Here is a 22,109-nt window from a genome sequence, read left to right as displayed (position 1 = left end):
CCTCGAGCGCAAGCAGATCAACGTGGTCGCCGCGCTGCTCAGGCAGTGGTGCACGAACGTCATGCGCTCCAAGGTCGAGCCGATGAAGGACGTCGCGCGGATGATCCGCAAGCACTTCGACGGCATCCTGGCCTGGAGCCAGACCCGCCAGACCAACGGCTTCCTGGAAGCCATCAACGGCCTGTTCCAGGCCGCCAAGCGCAAGGCCCGCGGCTACACCCGGCTCGACACCATGCGCACCGTCATCTTCCTGATCGCCGGCAAGCTCGACTTCTCGCGCCTCAACCCGCACGTGGCATAACCCACTCGAATTTCAAAAGAGCCCCTTTTTTGAGGAGGCGACGGTCCACCAGGCGTTGGAGTCGGGCAAGCCCGACTCTACAAAGACAAAAAAGCCCGGCTTGCGCCGGGCTTTTTGCGTCAGCTGGTGAGGGCTGGAATCAGAGCGGCTGGACCTTGTCGGCCTGCATGCCCTTCTGGCCCTGCACGGCGACGAACTGCACGCGCTGGCCTTCCTGCAGGCTGCGGAAACCCGAGGCCTGGATGGAATTGTGGTGGACGAAGAGGTCCGGGCCGCTTTCCGGGGTGATGAAGCCGAAGCCCTTGGCGTCGTTGAACCACTTCACGGTGCCGGTCTGGATCTGGGACATGTGTATCTCCTTGGAGCAAATGAAAGTGCCGCGGTCGCGGCGGAAGCTGGCTGCAAGGAGATGAAGCGGGTGCAACGGTGTAGTAGGTCTTGATCTACAGCATCGGGCCGGATTCGATGGCCCTTGAAACTCAGCCCGGCCACGGTAGGCGTTTACGCGGGGAATAGCAAATGCGGCTCGCCGTTCCGTTCATATTGGTTGGGCGATATGGCGAGCGGTGCGCGCGGTACTGGATGTGCGGGAGGACGGGCCGTTGAGGCGGTGCAGTGGATGCTGGCCTGAGGAAGCGGGGCAAGCCCCGCTCTACGCGATGGTGGGCTTTCCTCTCGTGTAAAGCGGGCTTTGACGCGAACGCGGCGCGCGGGTAACGGGCGACCTGTGAGCCTCGGCGCAATGCGGACAACCGCGCTACCAGGAGCCCAGCATGGGCAGCAGGAAGGAAAACCCCGGGAAGGATCCGGAACAGGTGCAGCAGGAGAACACCCAGCAGCGCCAGCAGCAGGAGCTGCAGCAGCATCGGCGTAACCCTTCGGAATCGGAGGAGGATGTGCGGCGAGAGCAGGGCGGGCATGACCGGCCGGTGCGTCAGGACCACAAGCCCGGACGTCGCCCTGAAGTTCCGGCGGATGATGACGGGGACGGCGGCGCCTCCCGCGCGGAGGACGACAGAGGCCCAACTTCTAGGGGCGAGGCTTCCTCCACCGATCCCAAGGCCGGCGTCGACCGCGAAGTCGGCGATCTGGAAGACCAGGACGCCACCGACGATGACGCGCTGCCCGGCAGGGTCGGCGGCGGCCTGGCCGGCGGCTGATCCGGCGGCAGCTTCAGCAGGCCAGCTGGATGGCGGAAGGCCGCGTCCGCATCGGTATCTCCGGCTGGCGCTATGCGCGCTGGCGCGGCCGCTTCTATCCGGGGGACCTGGCGCAGCGCCGTGAGCTGGAATACGCCTCGCGCTGCTTCCCGAGCATCGAGCTCAACGGCAGCTTCTATTCGCTGCAGCATCCGGACAGCTTCCGGCGCTGGCACGACGAAACGCCGGACGACTTCGTGTTCGCGGTGAAGGGCAGCCGCTACATCACCCACATGCTGCGGCTGCGCGGCGTGGAGCAGGCGCTGGCGACGTTCTTCGCGCAGGGCCTGCTGGCGCTGGGCGGCAAGCTCGGCCCGTTGCTCTGGCAGCTCCCGGAGCGTGCCCGCTTCGATCCGGAGCGGATGCAGGCCTTCCTCGATCTGCTGCCGGCAGACACCGATGCGGCCTCGCGCCTGGCCCGGCGCCGCGACGCTTCGCGGCTGCACGGCCCGGCGGTGCTGAAGCCGCGCCAGCACGGTCCGCTGCGACATGCCTTCGAGGTGGCAATCCGGGCTTCATCGACCCGGTGTTTCTGGACATGCTGCGCGAACGTGGCATGGCGCTGGTGGTCGCCGATACGGCGGGACTGTGGCCGTGGGTGGAGGAGGTCACGGCCGACTTCATGTACATCCGCCTGCACGGCGCCAGCGAGCTGTACACCAGCGGCTACGACGATGCGACGCTGGACGACTGGGCGCGACGGATCCGCGCCTGGCGCCGCGGCGCCCAGCCACGCGGCGCGCGCCGGGCCACCGGCGCGGTGCCGCCGCGCGAGCCGCGCGACGTGTACTGCTATTTCGACAACGACGCCAAGGTGCATGCGCCGTTCGATGCGCAGCGGCTGGCCCGGCGCCTGTAAGGCCGTACGCCCCCGCGTAGAGTCGGGCTTGCCCGACTCCCACGCCCGGCGAAACGGGAAAGAGCAGCGGGGCAAGCCCCGCTCTACGGGGCGACGGCGTGCGGCATGCGCGCGCGATGGCCACGACGTGACCCCGCGCACGTCCCCGCACGCTCCGGATTCACGCCGCAGTGGCCACAATAGGCATGTCCCGGCCCGTTCCTGACCCGTGCGCCCACAACGCCTGCTGCCCCTCATCGTCGCCACCGCCCTGTTCATCGAGAACATGGATTCGACGGCGATCTCGACTTCGCTGCCGCAGATCGCGGCGGACCTGGGCGTGGAGCCGGTGGCGCTGAAGCTGGCGCTGACCACCTACATGCTGGCGCTGGCGGTGTTCATTCCGATCAGCGGCTGGATCGCCGACCGCTACGGCGCGCGCCGCATCTTCATCGGCGCGATCGCGGTGTTCCTGCTCGGTTCGCTGGGCTGCGCGGCCAGCCATGGGCTCGGCCAGCTGGTGGCCGGACGCTTCGTGCAGGGCATCGGCGGGGCGATGATGGTGCCGGTCGGGCGCCTGGTCCTGCTGCGCAGCGTGGAGAAGGCCGAGCTGGTGCGTGCGCTGAGCTGGCTGACCGTGCCGGCGATGCTCGGGCCGATGCTGGGCCCGGTGCTGGGTGGCGCGATCACCACCTACGCGCATTGGCGTTTCATCTTCCTCATCAACCTGCCGATGGGCGCGCTGGGCATGTGGCTGGCGTGGAAGCACATCCCCGAGCTGCGGCAGGTGGTGGGGCCGCTGGACTGGCGTGGCTTCCTGCTGTCGGCGACCGGCCTGGCGCTGGCGATGTTCGGCCTGTCGGCGGTGGGCCGCGGGCTGGTCCCGGGCACGGCGATCGCCGTGTGCGTGCTGGTCGGCGCCGGGCTGATCGGCGCGTACGTGCGCCATGCGCGCACCCATCCGCATCCGCTGCTGCACCTGGACCTGCTGCGCATCCCCACCTACCGGGCCGGCGTGCTCGGCGGCTCGCTGTTCCGGATCGGCATCGGCGCCACGCCGTTCCTGCTGCCGCTGATGCTGCAGCTGGGCTTCGGCCTGGATCCGCTGCAATCGGGCCTGGTGACCTTCACCTCCACGGCGGGGGCGATGGTGATGAAGGTGGTGGCGCCGCGCATCCTCAACCGCTTCGGCTTCCGCCCGGTGCTGGTGTGGAACGGGCTGTTCGCCTCGATCCTGCTGTGCGTGTTCGGGCTGTTCCGCGCCGACACGCCGTATGCGCTGATGGTCGGCGTGCTGCTGGCCAGCGGCTGCTTCCGCTCGCTGCAGTTCACCAGCATCAATGCGATCGCCTACGCCGACATCGACCAGGCACGGATGAGCCAGGCCAGCAGCCTGGCGGCGATGGCCCAGCAGATCGCGCTGGCGCTGGGCGTGACGGTGGGCGGCTATGCGCTGAGCCTGGCCAGCGTGCTGACCGGCAGGCCGGACGGCACGCCGATCAACTTCACCTTCGCCTTCCTCAGCGTGGGCCTGGTTTCGGCGGCGTCGGTGTTCCAGATGCGCAAGCTGTCGCCCGATGCCGGCGCGGAGATGGCAGGGCATGCGCAGGCCGGACAGGAAGTGGCCGAGCCGAAGGTGGAGGCGCGGCCGCAGGCGTAGTGCCGTGTGCATGCCGTCGCCTCGCGACGGGATGCGAAGCGTGCCCATCGCTTTCGACCTCGTCTTCGTGCACGGCGTCCCGTCTGGGAGACGGAAGCGCGCATGACGCGGTTCATCTGCGAGCGGGGTGTTTCATCTGCCGGCGACGCGTATTTCACCGCGCAATACGTGGCGGGAAGGCCTCATGTGGATGCTGGTGCATGCGACCGGGTTCGCGTGCGCTGCCCCTGCAAGCGCGGCCACGCTGGTCGCGCCACACTGACGAGGAGGACTTCATGCGTACGCTCATGCTTGCCACGGCGCTGGTGGCTTTCGCCGGCTTGGCCGCCTGCGATCGCCGCGACGACCAGGACATCGACCGCACCGGCGCCGCGACCGATACGCCGGCCGTGGTCGATCCGGCCACCACCCCGCCCCCGCCCGCGGATCCGGTGAACACCAGTCCGGCGACGATCGATCCGGCCACTCCGCCGGGGACGATACCGCCGACCACCAACGGCACCACCGATCCGGCCTGCGTAGGCAAGGAAGGCACCGAGGGTTGCCCGGAGGTCCAGGATGAGCGCTTGCCGACCGAGAAGGAGCCGACCAGCACGGCGCCGTCGCTGATCCGCTAACTGATCGGTTCGACGCGGTCGGCCTGGACGCCCTTGAGGCCCTTGACGACCACGAAGCGCACCCGCTGGCCCTCGTGGAGCTGGCGGGTGCCTTCGCATTCAGTGGAGTTCTGGTGCACGAAAATCTCGTCCCCCTCATCGGGGGCGATGAAGCCGAAGCCCTTTTCGGCGCTGAACCATTTGACGATCCCGGTACGGATGCCGGTCATGTCGTTTCCTTGTGCAAGAGGGTGCCCTCCGCGGAGATCGCGGTGGATAGCTGGCAGCAAGGAGGGAACGAAGCAACGGGTAGCGGATCTTTGACGTCCGCGGCGTCGGGCCACGATTCAATGGTGACCCTCGATACCTAGCCATCCCACCGTAGGCGCATATGCATGCGGTAGCAAACCGGTCCGACGGGCGGTAGGCCCGCATGGACACGTTCGGAGCCTGCGACGACGGGCTTGTGTGCGCGTTGCGGAGCGTCGAGGAGTGACACGGGCGCGTTGCGGAGCATTGAGGATGGCGGGCGGCATCCATCCGGTTTGCGGTTGCGGTGTTTGCACTCGGTATGCATGACATGCGCGACCTGGTGATTGGCGTGCACGGTGCAAGATGGCGATAGCGCGCATGCGTTCGGTCTCCCGGTTGCGCTCTGCCGACGCCGACACCCGTAGCCCGGGTAAGCGAAGCGCACCCGGGACAGGTGACCGGCCAGGCCACCTCCCCGGATGCGGCCTTCGGCCTTATCCGGGCTACGTCTCCCCTCTCCCCCGTGAGAGGCCTCCACAGCCGCGAGTCCAAACCCGCAACCCGTAGCCCGGGTAAGCGAAGCGCACCCGGGACAGGCGTACGACCAGGATGCGTCCCCCCCAAACCTCGCGCTTCGAGGGTGCAGGGCCGTGGCGCCGGCCTCGACTTCGTCGCGCTTCAAGGGCGCGGGGCGCGGCTCTCGCCCCGTGAGACGCGGAAGGTGTACAAATGTACACCATGACCCCGTCCGATCTTTCCCGGCTTCCCCCCCAGCGCGCCGCCGTGCTGGCCTTCCTGCGTGCCGAACTGGCGGCCGGGCGGGGCCCGAGCCTGGCGGAAATCGCTGATGCCTTTGGCTTTTCCTCGCGCAACGCCGCCCAGAAACACGTCCAGGCGCTGGTCGCCGACGGCCTGCTGGAGCAGGTCCCCGGCCAGAAGCGCGGCCTGCGCCTGCCCGGGAGTGCGGCGGCGGACCTGCTGCCCCTGCCGGTGCTGGGCCGGGTCGCCGCCGGTACCCCGATCAGCGCCGAGGGCGTGGCCCGGCTGGGCGCGGTCGGGGAGGGCGGGGAGTCGCTGTGGCTGGACCGGCGCCTGTTCTCGCCCAGGCCCGACTACCTGTTGCGGGTGCAGGGCGATTCGATGAGCGATGACGGCATCCTCGACGGCGACCTGGTCGGCGTGCATCGCACGCCCGAGGCGCGCGACGGCCAGACCGTGGTCGCGCGCGTGGACGGCGAACTGACCATCAAGCGCCTGCAGCGTGGCAGACGCGCGATCCGCCTGCTGCCGCGCAATCCGGCGCATGAACCCATCGAGGTGGGGCCGGGCCAGGACTTCGCCATCGAAGGCGTGTATTGCGGCCTGGTGCGGAAGGGCTGAGATGGGAGCGGTCGTCGCCCTCGATATGCTGCTGGCCTCGCGCACGCTGTGGCATGCCGGGCGCAGCGCGGCGATCGCCGCCGACGGCGAGCCCACCGGCCACGCCGCGCTGGACGCGCTGCTGCCGCAGGGCGGCTGGCCGCGCCGCGCGCTGACCGAGCTGCTGCTGCCGGCCGACGGCGTCGGCGAACTGGCGCTGCTGCTGCCGACGCTGGCGCGCATCACCGCCGATGGCGGTACCGTGGCCCTGGTCGCGCCGCCGTACATCCCGTACGCGCCGGCGTGGCAGGCCGCGGGCGTGGACCTGGCCGCGCTGCAGGTCGTGGAGGCCAGCCCGCGCGATGCGCTGTGGGCGTTCGAGCAGTGCCTGCGCAGCGGCGCCTGCGGCGCGGTGCTGGGCTGGCCACAGCAGGCCGACGCGGCGGCATTGCGGCGCCTGCAGGTGGCGGCCGACAGCGGCGCCTGCCTGGGCTTCGCCCTGCGCGACCGCAGGCACGCGGTGAATGCTTCGCCGGCGGCGCTGCGCCTGGAATGGGTGCGCGACGGACACGGCCGTCCGGCCTGGCAGGTACGCAAGTGCCGCGGCGGCCCGGCGCCGGCGCAGGCCTTCATCCCCGACGCGGCGTGAGGGGCGGCCATGCTCTGGGCCTGTGTACTGCTGCCGCAGCTGGCGCTGGACGTCGTCCTCCGCCGCCGGCCTGATCCGGAGGCGCCGCTGGCGCTGGTCACCGGGCCGGCGCAGCTGCGCACCCTGCATGCGGTGAACGCGTCCGCCGCGGCGGCCGGCCTGGTGCCGGGCATGCGCCTGGTCGCCGCGCACGCGCTGTTGCCGGACTTCGCCATGGTCGACCACGATCCCTCGGCCGAGGCGCGCTGGCAGCGTTTCCTCGCCGCCTGGGCGTACCGGCACAGCTCGCTGGTCAGCGCGCAATGGCCGGGCTGCATCGTGCTGGAAGTGCGCGGCAGCTTCCGCCTGCTCGGCCCGTGGCCGACGCTGCAGGCGCGGCTGCGCAGCGAACTGGATGCGCTCGGCTTCCGCCATCGCATCGCCCTGGCGCCGACGCCGCGCGCGGCGCGGGTGTTCGCCGGGCTGGAAGACGGGCTGGCGATCCCGCATGCGGCCACGATGGCCGCGCGCCTGGACCGGGTGCCGGTGCGCCGGGCCTGCCTGCCCGACGGACTGGGCGTGCGCCTGCAGCGCATGGGCATCGGGCAACTGCGCGACCTGCGCGCGCTGCCGCGCGATGCGCTGCGCCGGCGCTTCGGCCTGGCCCTGCTCGAACACCTCGACCGCCTCTATGGCGAGGCCGACGATCCGCTGGAGTACTACCTGCCGCCGGATCATTTCGATTCGCGGGTGGAGCTGGGCTACGAGGTCGAGAACCACACCGCGCTGCTGTTCCCGCTGCGGCGGTTGATCGGCGACCTGTGCACGCTGCTGTCGATCCGCGATGGCGGCGTGCAGCGCTTCGTACTGCGCCTGGAACACGAGCGCGGGCCTGGTGGCGCCGCCGCGCGCAATGCCGCGCATACCGACGTGGAAGTCGGCCTGCTGGCGCCGGAACGCGAGCCGGGCATGCTGTTCGAGCTGGCGCGCAACCGCCTGGAGCGGGTGGCGATCGCCGCGCCGGTGGTGGCGATGCGTCTGCTGGCGCGCGAGCTGCCGGCGTTCGTGCCGGCCAGCCGCGACCTGTTCGACACCCGCCAACAGCAGCAGCTGCCGTGGCCGCAGTTGCGCGAACGCCTGCGCGCGCGGCTGGGCGACGAGGCGGTGTACCGCGTCGCGCCCGACGGCGATCCGCGCCCGGAACGCGCCTGGCGCCGGTTGCAGGGCGACGACGCACGGATCGGCCCGGCGCCGCCGCGCCCGCCGCGCCCGGGCTGGCTGCTGCCGCAGCCGATGCCGCTGCGGGGCCGCGTGCGCGTGGTCTCCGGGCCGGAGCGGCTGGAAAGCGGCTGGTGGGACGGCGCCGATGCGCGTCGCGACTACTACGTGGTGGAGACCGCGCAGGGCCAGCGCGCCTGGGCCTTCGCTGCGCCGGGCGAGCGCGAGGGCTGGATGCTGCACGGGTGGTTCGGATGAGCTGGGACGACGCCATCGACGGCGTGAACCGCGACACCCCCGGTGGGCGTCCACCGCGCGCCTGGGAAGTGGCGCAGCGCCTGGGCCTGCGCGCGGCCAACGACGATGTCGCCAGGGACGACGGCCTGCCGGCCTACGCCGAACTGCACTGCGTATCGGATTTCTCGTTCCTGCGCGGCGCCAGCGACGCGGCGACGCTGTTCGAGCGGGCCAGGCGCTGCGGCTACAGTGCGCTGGCGATCACCGACGAATGCTCGTTGGCCGGGATCGTGCGCGCGCTGGAAGCCTCCGAGGCCGTCGGCCTGCCGCTGGTGGTGGGCAGCGAGTTCGTGCTGGCCGATGGCCTGAAGTGCGTGCTGCTGGTCGAGAACCACGCCGGCTATACCCGCCTGTGCGAGCTGATCACGGTGGCCCGGCGCAGCGTGGAGAAGAAGGGCTATCGCCTGCTGCGCAGCGACGTGGAGCAGGTGGTGTGCCGCGGAGGTGCAGAAGGGAGCGGGGCAAGCCCCGCTCTACGGGGCACCGGCGGATCCCGCGTGGCGGAGCCGGGGCATCCCGCGAACAGCGCGGCGGATCCCGGGCCGCGTGGAGCGCATTGCGGCCTGTTCGCGTTGTGGATCCCCGGCGCGCAGCCCGACGAAGGGCAGGGACGCTGGCTGCAGTCGGTGTTCGGCGAGCGCGCGCACCTGGCGGTGGAGCTGCACCGCGAGCAGGACGATGCCGCGCGCCTGGCGCAGCTGCTCGACCTGGCCGCGCGTCTCGGCATGCCGGCGCTGGCCAGCGGCGACGTGCACATGGCCCACCGCCGCGAGCGCGTGCTGCAGGACACGCTGACCGCGATCCGCCACAACGTGACCCTGGCCGAGGCCGGCGCGCTGCTGTTCCGCAACGGCGAACGCCACCTGCGCACGCGCCGTGCGCTGGCGAACATCCATCCGCACCCCCTGCTCGAAGCCGCCGCGGCACTGGCCCGGCGCTGCACCTTCAGCATGCGCGAGGTGAAGTACCAGTATCCGAAGGAACTGGTGCCCGAAGGCCATACCCCCGCCAGCTGGCTGCGTGTGCTGACCGAAGAAGGCATGCGCGAACGCTGGCCCGATGGCGTGCCGGCGAAGGTGGTCGCGCAGATCGAGGAAGAGCTGGCCCTCGTCGCCGAGCTGGAATACGAGGCGTTCTTCCTCACCGTGCACGACATCGTCCGGTTCGCCAGGTCGCAGGGCATCCTCTGCCAGGGGCGCGGCTCCTCGGCCAACTCGGCGGTGTGCTACGCGCTGGGCATCACCGCGGTGGACCCGGCGCAGACCCGGCTGCTGATCGCCCGCTTCCTGTCCAGGGCGCGCAACGAGCCGCCCGACATCGACGTCGACTTCGAGCACGAGCGGCGCGAGGAGGTGATGCAGTACGTCTACGCCAAGTACGGGCGCGACCGCGCGGCGCTGGCGGCGACGGTGATCAGTTACCGCGGCAAGAGCGCGGTGCGCGACGTGGCCAAGGCCTTCGGCCTGCCGCCGGACCAGATCGGCCTGCTCGCCGAGTGCTTCGGCTGGGGCAATGGCGAGGCGCCGATGGAGCAGCGCCTGCGCGAGGCCGGCTTCGATCCGGCGAACCCGCTGGTCCTCAGGATCCTGGCGCTGGCCGGGATGATCGAGGGCCGGCCGCGGCACCTGTCCCAGCATGTCGGCGGCTTCGTGATCTCCGACGCGCCGCTGTCGGCGCTGGTGCCGGTGGAGAACGCGGCCATGCCCGACCGCACCATCATCCAGTGGGACAAGGACGACCTGGAAACGCTGGGCCTGCTCAAGGTCGACTGCCTGGCGCTGGGCATGCTCACCTGCATCCGCAAGGCCTTCGATCTGGTCGCCAAGCACCGCGGCGTGCGCCTGGACATGGCCACGCTGCCGCCCGACGACCCGGCCACCTACCGCATGCTGCAGGCCGCCGACAGCGTCGGCGTGTTCCAGGTCGAATCGCGCGCGCAGATGGCGATGCTGCCGCGGCTGAAGCCGGAGAGGTTCTACGACCTGGTGGTGCAGGTGGCGATCGTGCGCCCCGGGCCGATCCAGGGCGGCATGGTCCATCCCTACCTGCGCCGGCGCATGGGCAAGGAACCGGTGACCTATCCCTCCGAAGGCGTGCGCCAGATCCTCGGCGCGACCCTGGGCATCCCGCTGTTCCAGGAGCAGGTGATGGAGCTGGTGATCCATGCCGGCTACACGCCCGGGGAGGCCGACGGGCTGCGTCGCTCGATGGCGGCCTGGCGGCGCGGCGGCGACATGGAGCCGCATCGGCTGCGCATCCGCAAGCTGATGGAGAAGAAGAACTACAGCACCGAGTTCATCGACCAGCTGTTCGAGCAGATCAAGGGCTTCGGCTCCTATGGCTTTCCGCAGAGCCATGCCGCGTCCTTCGCCAAGCTGGTGTACGTCAGCGCCTGGCTCAAGCGCCACGAACCGGCGGCGTTCGCCTGCGCGCTGCTCAACTCGCAGCCGATGGGGTTCTATTCGCCCAGCCAGATCGTGCAGGACGCGCGCCGCGGCCGCGGCGAACGCGCCGGCGTGGAAGTGCGGCCGGTGGACGTGGCCTGCAGCGATTGGGACAACACCCTGGAAGGCGGCCGGCTGCGGCGCGACCTGGATGACGACGAAGGCCAGCCGGCGATCCGCCTGGGCCTGCGCCAGGTGGCGGGCATGTCCGAGCCGATGGCGCAGGCGATCGTCGCCGCGCGCGCGCAGCGCCCGTTCGCCAGCGTGGCCGACCTGTGCCTGCGCGCCGGCCTGGACGCCAGGGCGCGGCATGCGCTGGCCGAGGCCGGGGCGCTGGATTCGCTGGCCGGTCACCGCAATGCCGCGCGCTGGGAAGTGGCAGGCATCGAGCAGCGCCGCCCATTGCTGCCTGGCAGTCCTGGAGAAGTGCAGGTGGAACTGCCGGCGCCGCAGCTGGGCGAGTCGCTGGCCGCCGACTACCGCAGCACCGGCCTGAGCCTGCGCGCGCACCCGATGGCGCTGCTGCGCGCGCAGATGGTGCAGAGGCGCATCCTCGGCGTGCGCGAACTGCAGGGGCGTCGCCACGGCAGCGGCGTGCACGTGGCCGGCCTGGTCACCCAGCGCCAGCGCCCGGGCACGGCCAAGGGCACGATCTTCGTCACCCTCGAGGACGAGCACGGCATGGTCAACGTGGTCGTCTGGCCGGACCTGGCCGTGCGCCAGCGCAAGCCGCTGCTGCAGGCGCGCCTGCTGGCCGTGCGCGGGCGCTGGGAGCGCGTGGACGGCGTCGAACACCTGATCGCCGCGCACCTGGAGGACCTCAGCGGGCTGCTCGGCAGCCTGCCGGTGGCCTCGCGGGATTTCCATTGAACGCCGTGACCGGCGCCTGCCGGAGGAATTGACATGGACCTGTTCGACAATGGACCGCAGGTGCTGGTCCCGGATGCCGAAGGCGGCATCCGCTACTGGCCCGGTTTCGTCGGCGAAGCCGAGGTCGACGCATGGTTCCGCGCGCTGCGCGACGGCTGCCACTGGCAACACGAACGCCGGCCGATGTACGACCGCATCGTCGACGTGCCGCGCCTGCAGGCCTGGTACCCGCTGCACGGCCTGCCGCCGCGCCTGCCGCTGGCCGCGATGCTGGAACGCGTGCAGGCGGCCGTGCCCGGCGCGTACACCTCGGTCGGCCTGAACCTGTACCGCGACGGCCGCGACAGCGTGGCCATGCACAACGACACGCTGCACCACCTGGTGCCGGGCGAGCCGCTGGCGCTGATTTCCCTGGGCGCCACGCGCCGCATGAACATCCGTGCCAAGGCCGGCGGCCGCGCGCTGGGCATCGACCTGCAGCCCGGCAGCCTGCTGGTGATGAGCCATGCCAGCCAGCTCACCCACGAGCACGGCATCCCCAAGACCGCGAAGGTGGTGCCGCCGCGGATGAGCGTGGTGTTCCGGGCGCGCCCGGAGGACGTGCCGCGCGGCCGCGATCAGTGGGGCGGAGCAGCCGGGCAGGGGCGGGAGCGGGCGGCGTGAGGTGGCCAACGCCGGTAAAGCATCGTCTGCGTTGGCGCGCATCGGGTTCGGATTTCTCCTGCAGCCCGCTCCGGCATGCGCTGATCGACCCGCGCTGCCGGCGGGCGAATAGTCCTGCGCAGAAGGCCCTGTCGTGGTTCAAGGGGACGGGGGCGCGGGGTGCGGACGGGCCAGGGTTTGCCGGAAGGCCGGCAATACCGCAGGCGCAGCGGTTCCCATTGTGCAAACGAATGGAGTCGTGAAATGAAGGAGTTGATCAGGGAAGAACTGGCGATGGTCAGTGGCGGCGCCGACAGCGATGACAAGAGCCTCTACGGCGGCTTCGGGTACGCGCTCGGCTATTTCATCGGACTCGTCGCCTCGGTGAACAAGGCGGTCGAGGATTCGGGCAACGAAATGCTGGGCGCCATGCAGTACGGCGCTTGAGGAGGACCGGAACATGAAAGTCCTGTCTGACAACGAAGCCGTTAACGTTTCCGGCGCTGGCCCCCTCGGCGATTTCGACGAGGTGTACCAGTACGGGAAGGAGTTCGTGAAGGAGTTCTGGCGCGGCTTCAAGGCCGCTACCGGGATCGAGGATTCGGAGAAGTAGCGTTAGCGACCGGACATCCGGAGCCCTCAGCTCCGGATGTCCGTTAGCAGGTGCGGCGAGATGCAGCCGATTGTCCGGGGAGGGTCAACGTATGAGCCTGGCCAGCGAACGAACGGGTCTGGATGCCTTTCTTGAACGGTACCTGTGGACGGCAGGATGGTTGAGGCTGTTCGCCACCTGCATCCCGCTTGCTTTCGTCGTCCTGCTGGCGCAGGACGCCCTGAAACTTGGCATTGATCTGGTGCTCTCCAGCCTCGGGTTTCCCGGGCGGATGGCTGAAGTCACGGAGTTCCAGGCGAACATGTCCTGGGTGTCGCCGCTACTGATCGCGCCGATTCTCGAGAACCTTTTCTGTCTCTTCTGGGTGGTTGTCCTTGCCCACAAGCTGGGGAGGACGTGGTGGCTGGTGCCCTCCATGGTCGCGTTGATTGCCAGTGCATTCCATGTGGTGGGTTACCTGGAACCGAGGTACGCATCGATCTTCGCCAACTTCTTCGCGATGTGCTGCCTGATCCACAACGTCAGGAACCGGGTGGCGGGATTCTGGGCGTCGGTCTTCCTCCACTTCCTGACCAATTTTCTGGTACTGCTGCAGTTCCGGTTCCAGGAGTGATGGTGCTCGAAGAGACGCGACGCGAGGAAATGATGCATGAGCCTGGCGAGGACGCGGGACAGTTTCGAGGCATTCCTGGAGCGGACCTTGTGGGGCGCCGGGTGGGTGCGGCTTTCTCTCGCATGCATTCCCTTGGCGCTGGCGACGTTCCTTGTGGAGGACGTCGTCGAGTCGGCCCTGGACGCGGTGTTCTCCAGTCTGGGGTTCCCCGGACACATGGACGAGATAAAAGTGCGCCAGTCGGCGAGTTCATGGGCGGGGCCCCTGCTTGTTGCGCCGGTTCTGGAGAACCTGCTCTGCCTGTTCTGGGTCAGGGTGTTCGCCCACAAGCTGGGTCGGAGCTGGTGGCTTGTACCTTGCATCGTGGCGCTCATTGCCACGGCATTCCACGTGGCGCTCTACATGGAGCCGAGGTATGCCTCGGTTTTCGTCGACTTCTTCCTCATGTGTTGCTTGATCCACAATGCGAAGAATCGGGCAGTGGGATTCTGGGCCTCCGTCTTCCTGCACTTCCTCGTCAACTTCATAGTACTGATGCAGTGGCGGATATTCGGAATTGGGTGAGTCCGGGCTGATGGCTTTCTCCGGAACGCGCAGGGGGAGGCGGCATGCTTTCGCCGAGGTTCGCCATGTCTGGTTGACGGACTCGGATCTGCAGGCGCTCGTCGGGAACGAGGTCCTGGCGACCGATGGGCGGTGTTTCGCCTACGTCTTTCCCTGCCAGTGGGAGGACCACTGCAAGATCGGGTTCTCGGGCGAGCCGCTGGGGCGCATCTCGGCGCTGCATCCGCGCTGGTTCGAGCTCTTCGCGCTTGAGCGGGGCGTGCTGGTGGAGGCGGAATCGGTACGCGACGCGCGCGACCTGGAGCTGGCACTGCGCGACGGGTTTGCCGAATACAACGCGCCGGCGCCGCTGGCGATCCGGGTGCCGGCAGGTGGGCATACCGAGTGGTTCCGCGGCGTGGAGGTGGAGCTGGCCGGGCGCGTCGCGACGCTGGCGCGCGGGGGATACCGGGTCCATCCGCTGCGGGACTGGTTGCGCGCGGCGCTGGAGGCGCGGTGCGATCGCATCTACGAATGGACGCTTTCGCAGCTTTCGGCCGATGAGCTGGAGGACCGGCTGGATCGCACGCCGGCGCAACGGCGGGTCCGGGATGTGCTGGATGGCTGCGTGGCGCTGGACATCGACCTGGCGCCATTGCTGGCGCCCGGGGTGCTGGCCTGGTATCGGCGCGAGGGTGTCTAGGGCATCGCCCGGCGGCAACTCCATGGGCGCCTGGCGATGCAGCATGCCGTGCCAGCGCACTGGCCAGGGAGCGGAGTGCATCGTGGATAACGGGGGGCAAGGTTTCTCGAGATGGCGGGCTCCGAGTCCTCTCCCCTGGCCCCTCTCCCGGGGGGAGAGGGGAGGAGCACTGCTTCGGGTGGATGCGCTGGGAGAACCGGACGCCCGGATGGTCCGGAGGGGCTGAAGGCCCAGAAGCCCAGAAGCCCGGCAAGGAACTAGCTTTTCGAGGCCGTTTTCTTCGTGGTCCGGCGCGTGGTCTTGCGGGCCGTCGTGCCGGTCGACTTCCTGGCCGTCTTGCGTGCGGTCTTCCGGGGCGCCGCCTTCCGTGCGGTCCGCTTCGTCGCCTTCCTGGCGGTCTTACCGGCCGTCTTCCTGGTCGCTTTCTTCGCGGACTTGCTGGCGCTCTTGCGTGCCGTGGTGCCCGTGGATTTCCGTGCGGCCTTCTTCGCCGCCGTGCGACTGGTCTTCCCGGCGGTGGTCTTCTTCGTGGCCTTCCGGGCCGTCTTCTTCGTCGTCTTCTTCGTCGCCTTCTTTGCGGCCTTGCTGGCCGTCTTGCTGGCTGTCTTCTTCGTCGCTTTCTTCGTGGCCTTCCTGGCCGACTTGGCCGCGGTCTTCTTTGTGACCTTCCTGGCGGTCTTCTTCGCACTCTTGCGGGTGGCCTTCCGGGCGGACTTGCGCCCGCTGCCGGAGCGTTTGCCGCCGCCATCCTGCTTGTTGACCGTGGCCCAGGCGATGCGCTCGGCGGCCTCGTCGCTGCGGCCCTGTTCCTTGGCGCTGTCCTCGATGTGCTCGGCCTGGCGCTGCTGCTTGTCGGTGTAGCTGGACTTGTCACCCCTTGGCATCGGGCGGACTCCTGCGTTGCACCCATCGTGCGACTCGCAGATAAACGAGTGCGCGGTAACGGGCTCGTGAAAATCACCGGCACGTTTGTGGCGTGCGATCATATGCGGCATGCGCGACCACGCCGGGGTCGTGTGCAGGCAGTGACACTTCGCGGCAGTTTGCGCCGCTGTCCGTCCATCACGATCGCGAGGCATGGCCTCGATCCGCGCGTGCGCGGGCGTAGTGGCTGGCATGGGTCTTGCCTTCACAGGGCGCGCGCCCGGCTCCCCCGAGCGACGGCTTCCCCCGGCCGGCGGCGCGCTCCAGGAGAACCAATGAGCAACGCCTTCCGCGACCGGCGCAGCTACCAGCCTGAGCCGGATTTCGAACAGCTGGCCGCAGGCCTCACGCCCGAGCAGCGTGCCACCGTCGACACCATGCGTGAATTCCACTGGGAGTTGCGCTTCGTGCGGCGCCCGCTGTTCAAGGCGCCGATCCCGGTGCTGTTCAACCGCCGTGGCGACCGCTTCGTGGTGCTCCGCGAAGACGGTGAGATCGACGAGAACCCGGCCCTGAAACTGCGCGACTGAGCGCGGCCGCCGTCGTGCGCCACGGACGGCGCGACGCCGCCGTCCGCGCCACTCCGCACGGTTGCGCGCGTCGCCTGCAAGACAAACGAAAGGCCCCGCCGAAGCGGGGCCTTCCGGGGTTCCGGGCCGGGACGCCGTGGCTCAGGCCTCGGCGTCTTCCCTGTAGGCATCCACCGGGATGCAGGCGCAGAACACGTTCTTGTCGCCGTACACGTTGTCCACGCGCGACACCGGCGGCCAGTACTTCTGCAGCTTCAGCGACGGCAGCGGGAACGCGGCCAGCTCGCGCGGGTAGGCCCGGGTCCACTCGCTGGCCGAGACCTGCTGGGCGGTGTGCGGGGCGTGCTTGAGCGGGTTGTCCTCGCGGTCCAGGCGGCCGTCCTCGATCGCGCGGATTTCCTCGCGGATCTGGATCATCGCGTCGATGAAGCGGTCCAGCTCGTGCTTGGACTCGCTCTCGGTCGGCTCGACCATCAGCGTGCCGGCCACCGGGAAGCTCAGGGTCGGGGCGTGGAAGCCGAAGTCGACCAGGCGCTTGGCGATGTCCTCGGCGCTGACCCCGGTGGCCTTCTCCAGCGGACGCACGTCGAGGATGCACTCGTGCGCCACCAGGCCGTTGCGGCCGGTGTACAGGGTCTTGTAATGCGGGGCCAGCTTCCTGGAGATGTAGTTGGCGTTGAGCAGCGCGGCCTGGGTGGCCTTGCGCAGGCCGGCGGCGCCCATCATCGCGATGTACATCCAGCTGATCGGCAGGATCGAGGCGCTGCCGAAGCTGGCCGCGCTGACCATGCCGACCTTGCCGTCGCTGCCGAGCGTGCGCGGCAGGAACGGGGCCAGGTGCGCCTTGACCGCGCACGGGCCCACGCCCGGACCGCCGCCGCCGTGAGGGATGCAGAAGGTCTTGTGCAGGTTCAGGTGGGACACATCCGAGCCCCACTTGCCCGGCTTGGCCACGCCGACCAGGGCGTTCATATTGGCGCCGTCGGTGTACACCTGGCCGCCGTGGGCGTGGACGATCTCGCAGATCTGGACCACGTCCTCCTCGAACACGCCGTGGGTGGACGGGTAGGTCATCATGATCGCGGCCAGGTTGGCCGAGTGCTTCTCGGCCTTGGCGCGCAGGTCGTCGATGTCGATGTTGCCGTTGGCGTCGCAGCGGGTGACCACGACCTTCATGCCGGCCATCTGCGCCGACGCCGGGTTGGTGCCGTGCGCCGACTCGGGGATCAGGCAGATGTCGCGGTGCGACTCGCCGCGGCTGGCGTGGTAGGCACGGATCGCCAGCAGGCCGCTGTACTCGCCCTGGGCGCCGGAGTTCGGCTGCAGGCTGACCGCGTCGTAGCCGGTGCACTCGGCCAGCATCGCCTCCAGCTCGGTGATCAGCTGGGTGTAGCCCTGGGCCTGCTCGGCCGGCACCAGCGGATGGATCTGGCTGAACTCCGGCCAGGTGACCGGGATCATCTCGGCGGTGGCGTTGAGCTTCATGGTGCACGAGCCCAGCGGGATCATCGTGCGGTCCATGGCCAGGTCCTTGTCCGCCAGCGAGCGCATGTAGCGCAGCAGCTCGTGCTCGCTGTGGTGGGTGTTGAACACCGGGTGCTGCAGGAACGGGGTGGTGCGCAGCAGGTCCTGCGGCAGCGCGTCCGGGGTGGCCGCGTCCAGCGCGTCCACGTCGAGGGCGGCGCCGAACAGGCCGGCCAGGGCGACGACGTCGGCGCGCGTGGTGGTCTCGTCGAGGCTGATGCCGACGGCCTCGCTGTCGATCCGGCGCAGGTTGATGCCGGCCTGCTTCGCCTTGGCGTGGATCGCCTCGGCGTCCACGTCCTTGAGGTGCAGGGTGTCGAAGAAGCGGTCGCCGACGTTGACGCCGGCCGCGCGCAGCGCCGCGGCCAGGATCGCGGCCAGGCGATGGGTGCGGCGGGCGATGCGCTTGAGGCCTTCGGGGCCGTGGTACACGGCGTACATCGAGGCCATCACCGCCAGCAGCACCTGCGCGGTGCAGATGTTGGAGGTGGCCTTCTCGCGGCGGATGTGCTGCTCTCGGGTCTGCAGGGTCAGGCGGTAGGCGGGGTTGCCCTCGGTGTCGACCGACACGCCGATCAGGCGGCCCGGCATCGAGCGCTTGAACGCATCGCGGCAGGCCATGAACGCCGCGTGCGGGCCGCCGAAGCCGAACGGCACGCCGAAGCGCTGCGAGTTGCCGACCACGATGTCGGCGCCCCAGTCGCCGGGGGCGGCGATCAGGGTCAGGGCCAGCAGGTCGGTCGCCACCGCGACCAGGCCGCCGCGCGCGTGCACGGCCTCGGCCAGGGCGCGATGGTCGCCGATGTGGCCGAAGGTATCCGGGTACTGCAGCAGCACGCCGAAGCATTCGGCTTCCATCGCCTCGGCCGGGGTGCCCACGCGCAGGGTGATACCCAGCGGTTCGGCACGGGTGCGCAGCACCTCCAGGGTCTGCGGGTGCACGGCGTCGTGCACGAAGAAGGTGTCGGACTTCGACTTGCCGGCGCGCTTGGCCAGGGTCATGGCCTCGGCCGCGGCGGTGGCCTCGTCCAGCAGCGAGGCGTTGGCGATCTCCATGCCGGTCAGGTCGGCGCACATCTGCTGGAAGTTCACCAGCGCTTCCATGCGACCCTGCGAGATCTCCGCCTGGTACGGCGTGTAGGCGGTGTACCAGGCCGGGTTCTCGAGAATGTTGCGCAGGATGACCTTCGGCGTGTGGGTGCCGTAGTAGCCCTGACCGATGAAGCTGCGGAACACCTGGTTCTTCAGCGCGATGGCGCGGATCTTCGCCAGCGCCTCTTCCTCGGTCAGGCTGCCGTCCAGGGCGAGCGGGTCGGCGGACTTGATGCTGGCCGGGACGATGGCGTCGGTCAGCGCTTCCAGCGAATCGAAGCCGACGGTCTTGAGCATGGCCGCGATCTCGGTGTCGTCGGGGCCGATGTGGCGGCCGACGAAGGCGTCGTGCTGCTCGAGTTCGCGCAGGGAAGGGGTGTTCTGGGACATGGAGGCGGTCCGGACTGGGGCAGGATGGCGCCGCGCACGAGCGCGGCGGGGTGCCCCTCTGTCCTTTTGCCTGAGAGTTTGGAAGACGCGCGGACGAGGTCGCGTGCTTCGTGCCCCTTCGGCGCCGGCGCTGCCCGCATGGGCGGCCGGTCTCTCCAGAGTGTTTGCAGCAGCGGTGGTATCGGGCCTGAGCGATTACGGGCGTTTGCGCCTTCGGCAGCCGGCCGGGGCCAGCTTCTCCCACCAGGTACAGCCGGGCAATTATAGCCGCCCGCGCCGGCGTCCTGCCTGCCGCCCGGCGCCTGCATTCACGCCCGCGCCGCCTGTGCCGCGGAGCTGGGCCTGCTGTCCCGTTGTTCAGGCCGCGCTTCGCCGGCCGACGCCTCGTAGAGCGGGGCTTGCCCCGCTGCTCTGGCTTTCCGGTCCTCGCCCTGCCAGGCCGAGGAGCCGGGCAAGCCCGGCTCTACGGCGGGGCCGGCCCTCGGCTGCCGGTCCGGCCCGGCGGCGGCGCGGGGGCTGACGCGCCGATGCCTTAACATGGCCGGCCCCTTCCGCCGTCCCCACCATGACGTCGACTCCCCCCGATGCTTCCGCCGACGCCGCGTCCCGCGGCGACGAGGGCGCGCGCGGAGGCGTCCCGGCCACCGGCCCGAACCTGGCCGGCCCGGCGCCGGTGCGCCCATCCACCCGCCGCCTGGCCCTGCTGCTGGGCGGCCTGGCCATGTTCGGCCCGTTCTCGATCGACACCATCTTCCCGGCCTTCCCGCAGATGGCCGCGCAGTTCGCCGCCGACAAGCTGGCGATGCAGCAGACCATCAGCGTTTACCTGGGCGCCTATGCGCTGATGAGCATCGTCCACGGCCCGCTCTCGGACGCGATGGGGCGGCGGCGGGTGATCCTGGGCGGGCTGGTGGTGTTCATCGCGGCCTCGGTGGGCTGCGCGCTGTCGCGCGACCTGGCCACGTTGCTGATGTTCCGCGCGCTGCAGGGCCTGTCGGCCGGCGTCGGCCTGATCGTCGGCCGCGCGGTGATCCGCGATGTGCTCCAGGGCAGCGACGCGCAGCGCCTGATGAGCCAGGTGTCGATGATCTTCGGCATCGCCCCGGCGATCGCGCCGATCGTTGGCGGCTGCCTGCTGGGCGCCGGGCGCTGGCCGCTGATCTTCTGGTTCCTGGCCGCGTTCTCGCTGATGCTGCTGGTCACCACCTGGGCATGGCTGCCGGAGACCCATCCGCCGCAGGCGCGCATGCCGCTGCGCCCGGAGCGGCTGCTGCGCGACTACGTGGCCATCGCCCTGAACATGCGCTTCCAGCGCCTGGCCGCCGCCGGCGCGTTCGGGTTCGCCGGGCTGTTCCTCTACATCGCCTCGGCGCCGGCGTTGGTGATCGACCTGCTGGGGCTGGGCGAACGCGAGTTCGCCTGGCTGTTCATCCCGACCATTGGCGGCATGACCATCGGCGCCTTCGTCTCCGGGCGCGTGGCCGGGCGCTGGCCGCCGTCGCACCAGGTCGGGGTCGGCTACGCCTGTATCGGCCTGGCCGCGCTGGGCAACGTGGCCTACAACGCGCTGGCGCCGCAGCTGTCAGTGCCGTGGGCGGTGCTGCCGATGTCGCTGGCGGCGTTCGGCGTGGCCCTGGTGTTCCCGGTGATCACCCTGGCGATCCTGGACATGTATCCGCGCCAGCGGGGTTCGGCTTCCTCGCTGCAGGCCTTCACCCAGCTGGTGCTCAACTCCGCCATCGCCGGCCTGCTGTCGCCGCTGCTGAGCCACCAGGGCCTGCACCTGGCCCTGGGCATGGTCCTGTTCGCCCTGCTGGGCTGGCTGTTCTGGCGCTGGGAAACCAGCGTCTCGCGCCGCTTCCCGCCACCTTCGTCCTCGCCCACGCTGGAAGCGGGCGAGCAGCTCTGATTCCGAGGAACCCCCGATGTCCATCCAGTCCAAGGCCCGTCGCGACGCACGCAAGCGCAAGGCGGAGAAGGAACGCAACCGCGCCCGCGCCGGCGCTCCGCAGATCGAGCCGCATGCCGAGCTGCGCGACCGCGACGGCAACCTGCTGGCCGGCATCGTCCGCCGCGCCGGCGTGTGGGTGCTGGGCATGGACGGCCGCATTGCCGGCAGCAGCGACAGCGCCGCGCAGGTGCTGATGCTGATCCGTCGCGCGCAGCGCCTGCACGACGAGCAGGGCGTGCCGGTGAAGCTGGTCTACTCCGACGCGCTGCGCGACGAGGCCGAGCTGGAAGCGGCGGCGAACGGGCTGTTGCTGGCCGATTACGAGCGGCAGCTGGAAGAAGAGATGAAGTCGGCCTTGCCGGCGCAGGCCGTAGCCAACACCGACACCCCTACGACCCACTGAAAAGCAGCGGGGCAAGCCCCGCTCTACAGGGGCTTGCTGTTCCCCGGAAGAAACGAACGAAGCCATGACCGGAACGCGCCCGAAGACGCGGTAGCGTGGGGGTATGGCGCGCAAGCAGGCCATGGATGGCCTGCGTTCACGCGTTGGAGCCAAGGATGTCGGAACCGCACGATGCGCCATGCCCCCGCATTGGCTGGCGCGACAATCCCCGGCAGTCATCGCCAGACGGACGGCACCCCCCAAAGAAAAGGTTCTTCTCCCAAGTGAGGGAGAGAGGCACACGGCCGACCCGGCAGACTTGCTGGTGTCTAGACAACAAACTGGGGCCGGCCGTGGCCGAGTTGGATTGTATGTTCCCGCTGGGAGGCTGGGCGGGATATGGCGTGAGCCGCTGGCATCGCGAGCCGCGCGGCGGCCAACGCTGGCTGGTGATCGAGCTTGATCCGCAGGAGGGCGTGCGGCGTTGCTGCAGCGGCTGCGGCCAGCCCGTGGCGGCGATCCACGACCGCGCGGTGCGGC

General features: G+C 69.8%; 20 protein-coding genes, 2 pseudogenes and 1 riboswitch. Of the genes and pseudogenes, 19 read left to right on the top strand and 3 right to left on the bottom strand.

Translation table 11 applies throughout. The features are described 5' to 3' along the window. The coding region (locus tag PSEJ35_RS0113610; protein ID WP_028918260.1) for a transposase at positions 1–301 on the top strand (301 nt) is incomplete at its 5' end. Positions 302–440: 139 nt separating this feature from the next. Here the strand turns inward: PSEJ35_RS0113610 and PSEJ35_RS0113605 are convergent. Next, positions 441–650, bottom strand: coding sequence for a cold-shock protein (locus PSEJ35_RS0113605; protein ID WP_028918259.1), 210 nt, complete (start codon positions 648–650; stop codon positions 441–443). A 424-nt stretch (positions 651–1,074) separates the two neighbouring features. Here PSEJ35_RS0113605 and PSEJ35_RS16340 point away from each other — a divergent pair, with 424 nt between their 5' ends. The 4 genes and pseudogenes from PSEJ35_RS16340 to PSEJ35_RS0113585 all read left to right on the top strand — a co-directional run bounded on the left by PSEJ35_RS16340 (position 1,075) and on the right by PSEJ35_RS0113585 (position 4,615). After that, positions 1,075–1,461 carry a hypothetical protein gene (locus tag PSEJ35_RS16340; protein WP_037083389.1) on the top strand — a complete coding sequence of 129 codons (387 nt, stop codon included), beginning with the start codon at positions 1,075–1,077 and terminating at the stop codon, positions 1,459–1,461. A 29-nt stretch (positions 1,462–1,490) separates the two neighbouring features. Then, positions 1,491–2,359: pseudogene (locus PSEJ35_RS16335) on the top strand (DUF72 domain-containing protein). Positions 2,360–2,567: 208 nt separating this feature from the next. Next, positions 2,568–3,998, top strand: a complete 1,431-nt coding sequence (locus PSEJ35_RS0113590; RefSeq protein WP_028918258.1) for an MFS transporter — start codon at positions 2,568–2,570, stop codon at positions 3,996–3,998. Positions 3,999–4,273: 275 nt separating this feature from the next. Continuing rightward, a complete protein-coding gene (locus PSEJ35_RS0113585) occupies positions 4,274–4,615 on the top strand; it encodes a hypothetical protein (RefSeq protein ID WP_156924821.1) in 342 nt (113 codons plus the stop codon). On the opposite strand, the gene PSEJ35_RS0113580 is transcribed toward PSEJ35_RS0113585, so the two are convergent. After that, on the bottom strand, positions 4,612–4,824 hold the full coding sequence (locus tag PSEJ35_RS0113580) for a cold-shock protein (RefSeq protein ID WP_028918256.1): 213 nt from the start codon (positions 4,822–4,824) through the stop codon (positions 4,612–4,614). The two genes, PSEJ35_RS0113585 and PSEJ35_RS0113580, sit on opposite strands and share 4 nt — an antisense overlap. Before the next feature lie 760 nt (positions 4,825–5,584). Between PSEJ35_RS0113580 and lexA the strand changes: the two genes are divergently transcribed. From lexA to PSEJ35_RS0113520, 12 genes and pseudogenes are all read left to right on the top strand, one after another. Further along, positions 5,585–6,226, top strand: a complete 642-nt coding sequence (gene lexA / locus PSEJ35_RS0113575) for a transcriptional repressor LexA (protein ID WP_028918255.1) — start codon at positions 5,585–5,587, stop codon at positions 6,224–6,226. 1 nt (position 6,227) lies between these two features. Beyond that, complete coding sequence (imuA, locus tag PSEJ35_RS0113570) at positions 6,228–6,854, top strand: translesion DNA synthesis-associated protein ImuA (RefSeq protein ID WP_028918254.1); 627 nt, start codon at positions 6,228–6,230, stop codon at positions 6,852–6,854. 9 nt (positions 6,855–6,863) lie between these two features. Next, positions 6,864–8,309, top strand: coding sequence for a DNA polymerase Y family protein (locus tag PSEJ35_RS0113565; protein ID WP_028918253.1), 1,446 nt, complete (start codon positions 6,864–6,866; stop codon positions 8,307–8,309). Continuing rightward, a complete protein-coding gene (locus PSEJ35_RS0113560) occupies positions 8,306–11,662 on the top strand; it encodes an error-prone DNA polymerase (protein WP_028918252.1) in 3,357 nt (1,118 codons plus the stop codon). Before PSEJ35_RS0113565 ends, PSEJ35_RS0113560 begins: the two co-directional genes overlap by 4 nt. A 33-nt stretch (positions 11,663–11,695) precedes the next feature. Further along, positions 11,696–12,325 carry an alpha-ketoglutarate-dependent dioxygenase AlkB gene (locus PSEJ35_RS16330; protein WP_051412696.1) on the top strand — a complete coding sequence of 210 codons (630 nt, stop codon included), beginning with the start codon at positions 11,696–11,698 and terminating at the stop codon, positions 12,323–12,325. 243 nt (positions 12,326–12,568) lie between these two features. Beyond that, complete coding sequence (locus PSEJ35_RS0113550) at positions 12,569–12,751, top strand: hypothetical protein (RefSeq protein WP_028918251.1); 183 nt, start codon at positions 12,569–12,571, stop codon at positions 12,749–12,751. Positions 12,752–12,764: 13 nt separating this feature from the next. Beyond that, complete coding sequence (locus PSEJ35_RS17320) at positions 12,765–12,917, top strand: hypothetical protein (protein ID WP_155952116.1); 153 nt, start codon at positions 12,765–12,767, stop codon at positions 12,915–12,917. A 91-nt stretch (positions 12,918–13,008) separates the two neighbouring features. Further along, positions 13,009–13,530 (top strand): hypothetical protein, encoded by a 522-nt coding sequence (locus PSEJ35_RS0113540; protein WP_028918250.1) that lies wholly within the window; start codon positions 13,009–13,011, stop codon positions 13,528–13,530. A 36-nt stretch (positions 13,531–13,566) separates the two neighbouring features. After that, entirely contained in the window at positions 13,567–14,094 is a 528-nt protein-coding gene (locus tag PSEJ35_RS0113535) for a hypothetical protein (protein ID WP_028918249.1), read from the top strand. Between the two features lie 10 nt (positions 14,095–14,104). Next, positions 14,105–14,776, top strand: coding sequence for a GIY-YIG nuclease family protein (locus PSEJ35_RS0113530; protein ID WP_343122519.1), 672 nt, complete (start codon positions 14,105–14,107; stop codon positions 14,774–14,776). Between the two features lie 390 nt (positions 14,777–15,166). Then, a pseudogene (locus PSEJ35_RS17710) lies at positions 15,167–15,463 on the top strand (hypothetical protein); the annotation flags it as partial. A 512-nt stretch (positions 15,464–15,975) separates the two neighbouring features. Next, positions 15,976–16,230 (top strand): hypothetical protein, encoded by a 255-nt coding sequence (locus tag PSEJ35_RS0113520; RefSeq protein ID WP_051412695.1) that lies wholly within the window; start codon positions 15,976–15,978, stop codon positions 16,228–16,230. A 141-nt stretch (positions 16,231–16,371) separates the two neighbouring features. Here the strand turns inward: PSEJ35_RS0113520 and gcvP are convergent, their stop codons facing one another. Continuing rightward, on the bottom strand, positions 16,372–19,236 hold the full coding sequence (gene gcvP / locus PSEJ35_RS0113515; protein WP_028918246.1) for an aminomethyl-transferring glycine dehydrogenase: 2,865 nt from the start codon (positions 19,234–19,236) through the stop codon (positions 16,372–16,374). 48 nt (positions 19,237–19,284) lie between these two features. After that, positions 19,285–19,405: riboswitch (glycine riboswitch) on the bottom strand. 525 nt (positions 19,406–19,930) lie between these two features. Between gcvP and PSEJ35_RS0113510 the strand changes: the two genes are divergently transcribed. Continuing rightward, positions 19,931–21,145, top strand: a complete 1,215-nt coding sequence (locus PSEJ35_RS0113510) for a multidrug effflux MFS transporter (protein WP_028918245.1) — start codon at positions 19,931–19,933, stop codon at positions 21,143–21,145. Positions 21,146–21,161: 16 nt separating this feature from the next. Beyond that, the gene (locus PSEJ35_RS16320) at positions 21,162–21,590 is read left to right on the top strand and encodes a hypothetical protein (RefSeq protein ID WP_051412694.1); all 429 of its coding nucleotides are present in this window, start codon (positions 21,162–21,164) and stop codon (positions 21,588–21,590) included. Positions 21,591–22,109 lie beyond the last annotated feature (519 nt).

This window comes from Pseudoxanthomonas sp. J35 (assembly GCF_000513995.1).
In the GTDB taxonomy this organism is placed as follows: Bacteria; Pseudomonadota; Gammaproteobacteria; order Xanthomonadales; family Xanthomonadaceae; genus Pseudoxanthomonas.
This window is presented reverse-complemented; position numbering and strand designations above follow the sequence as displayed.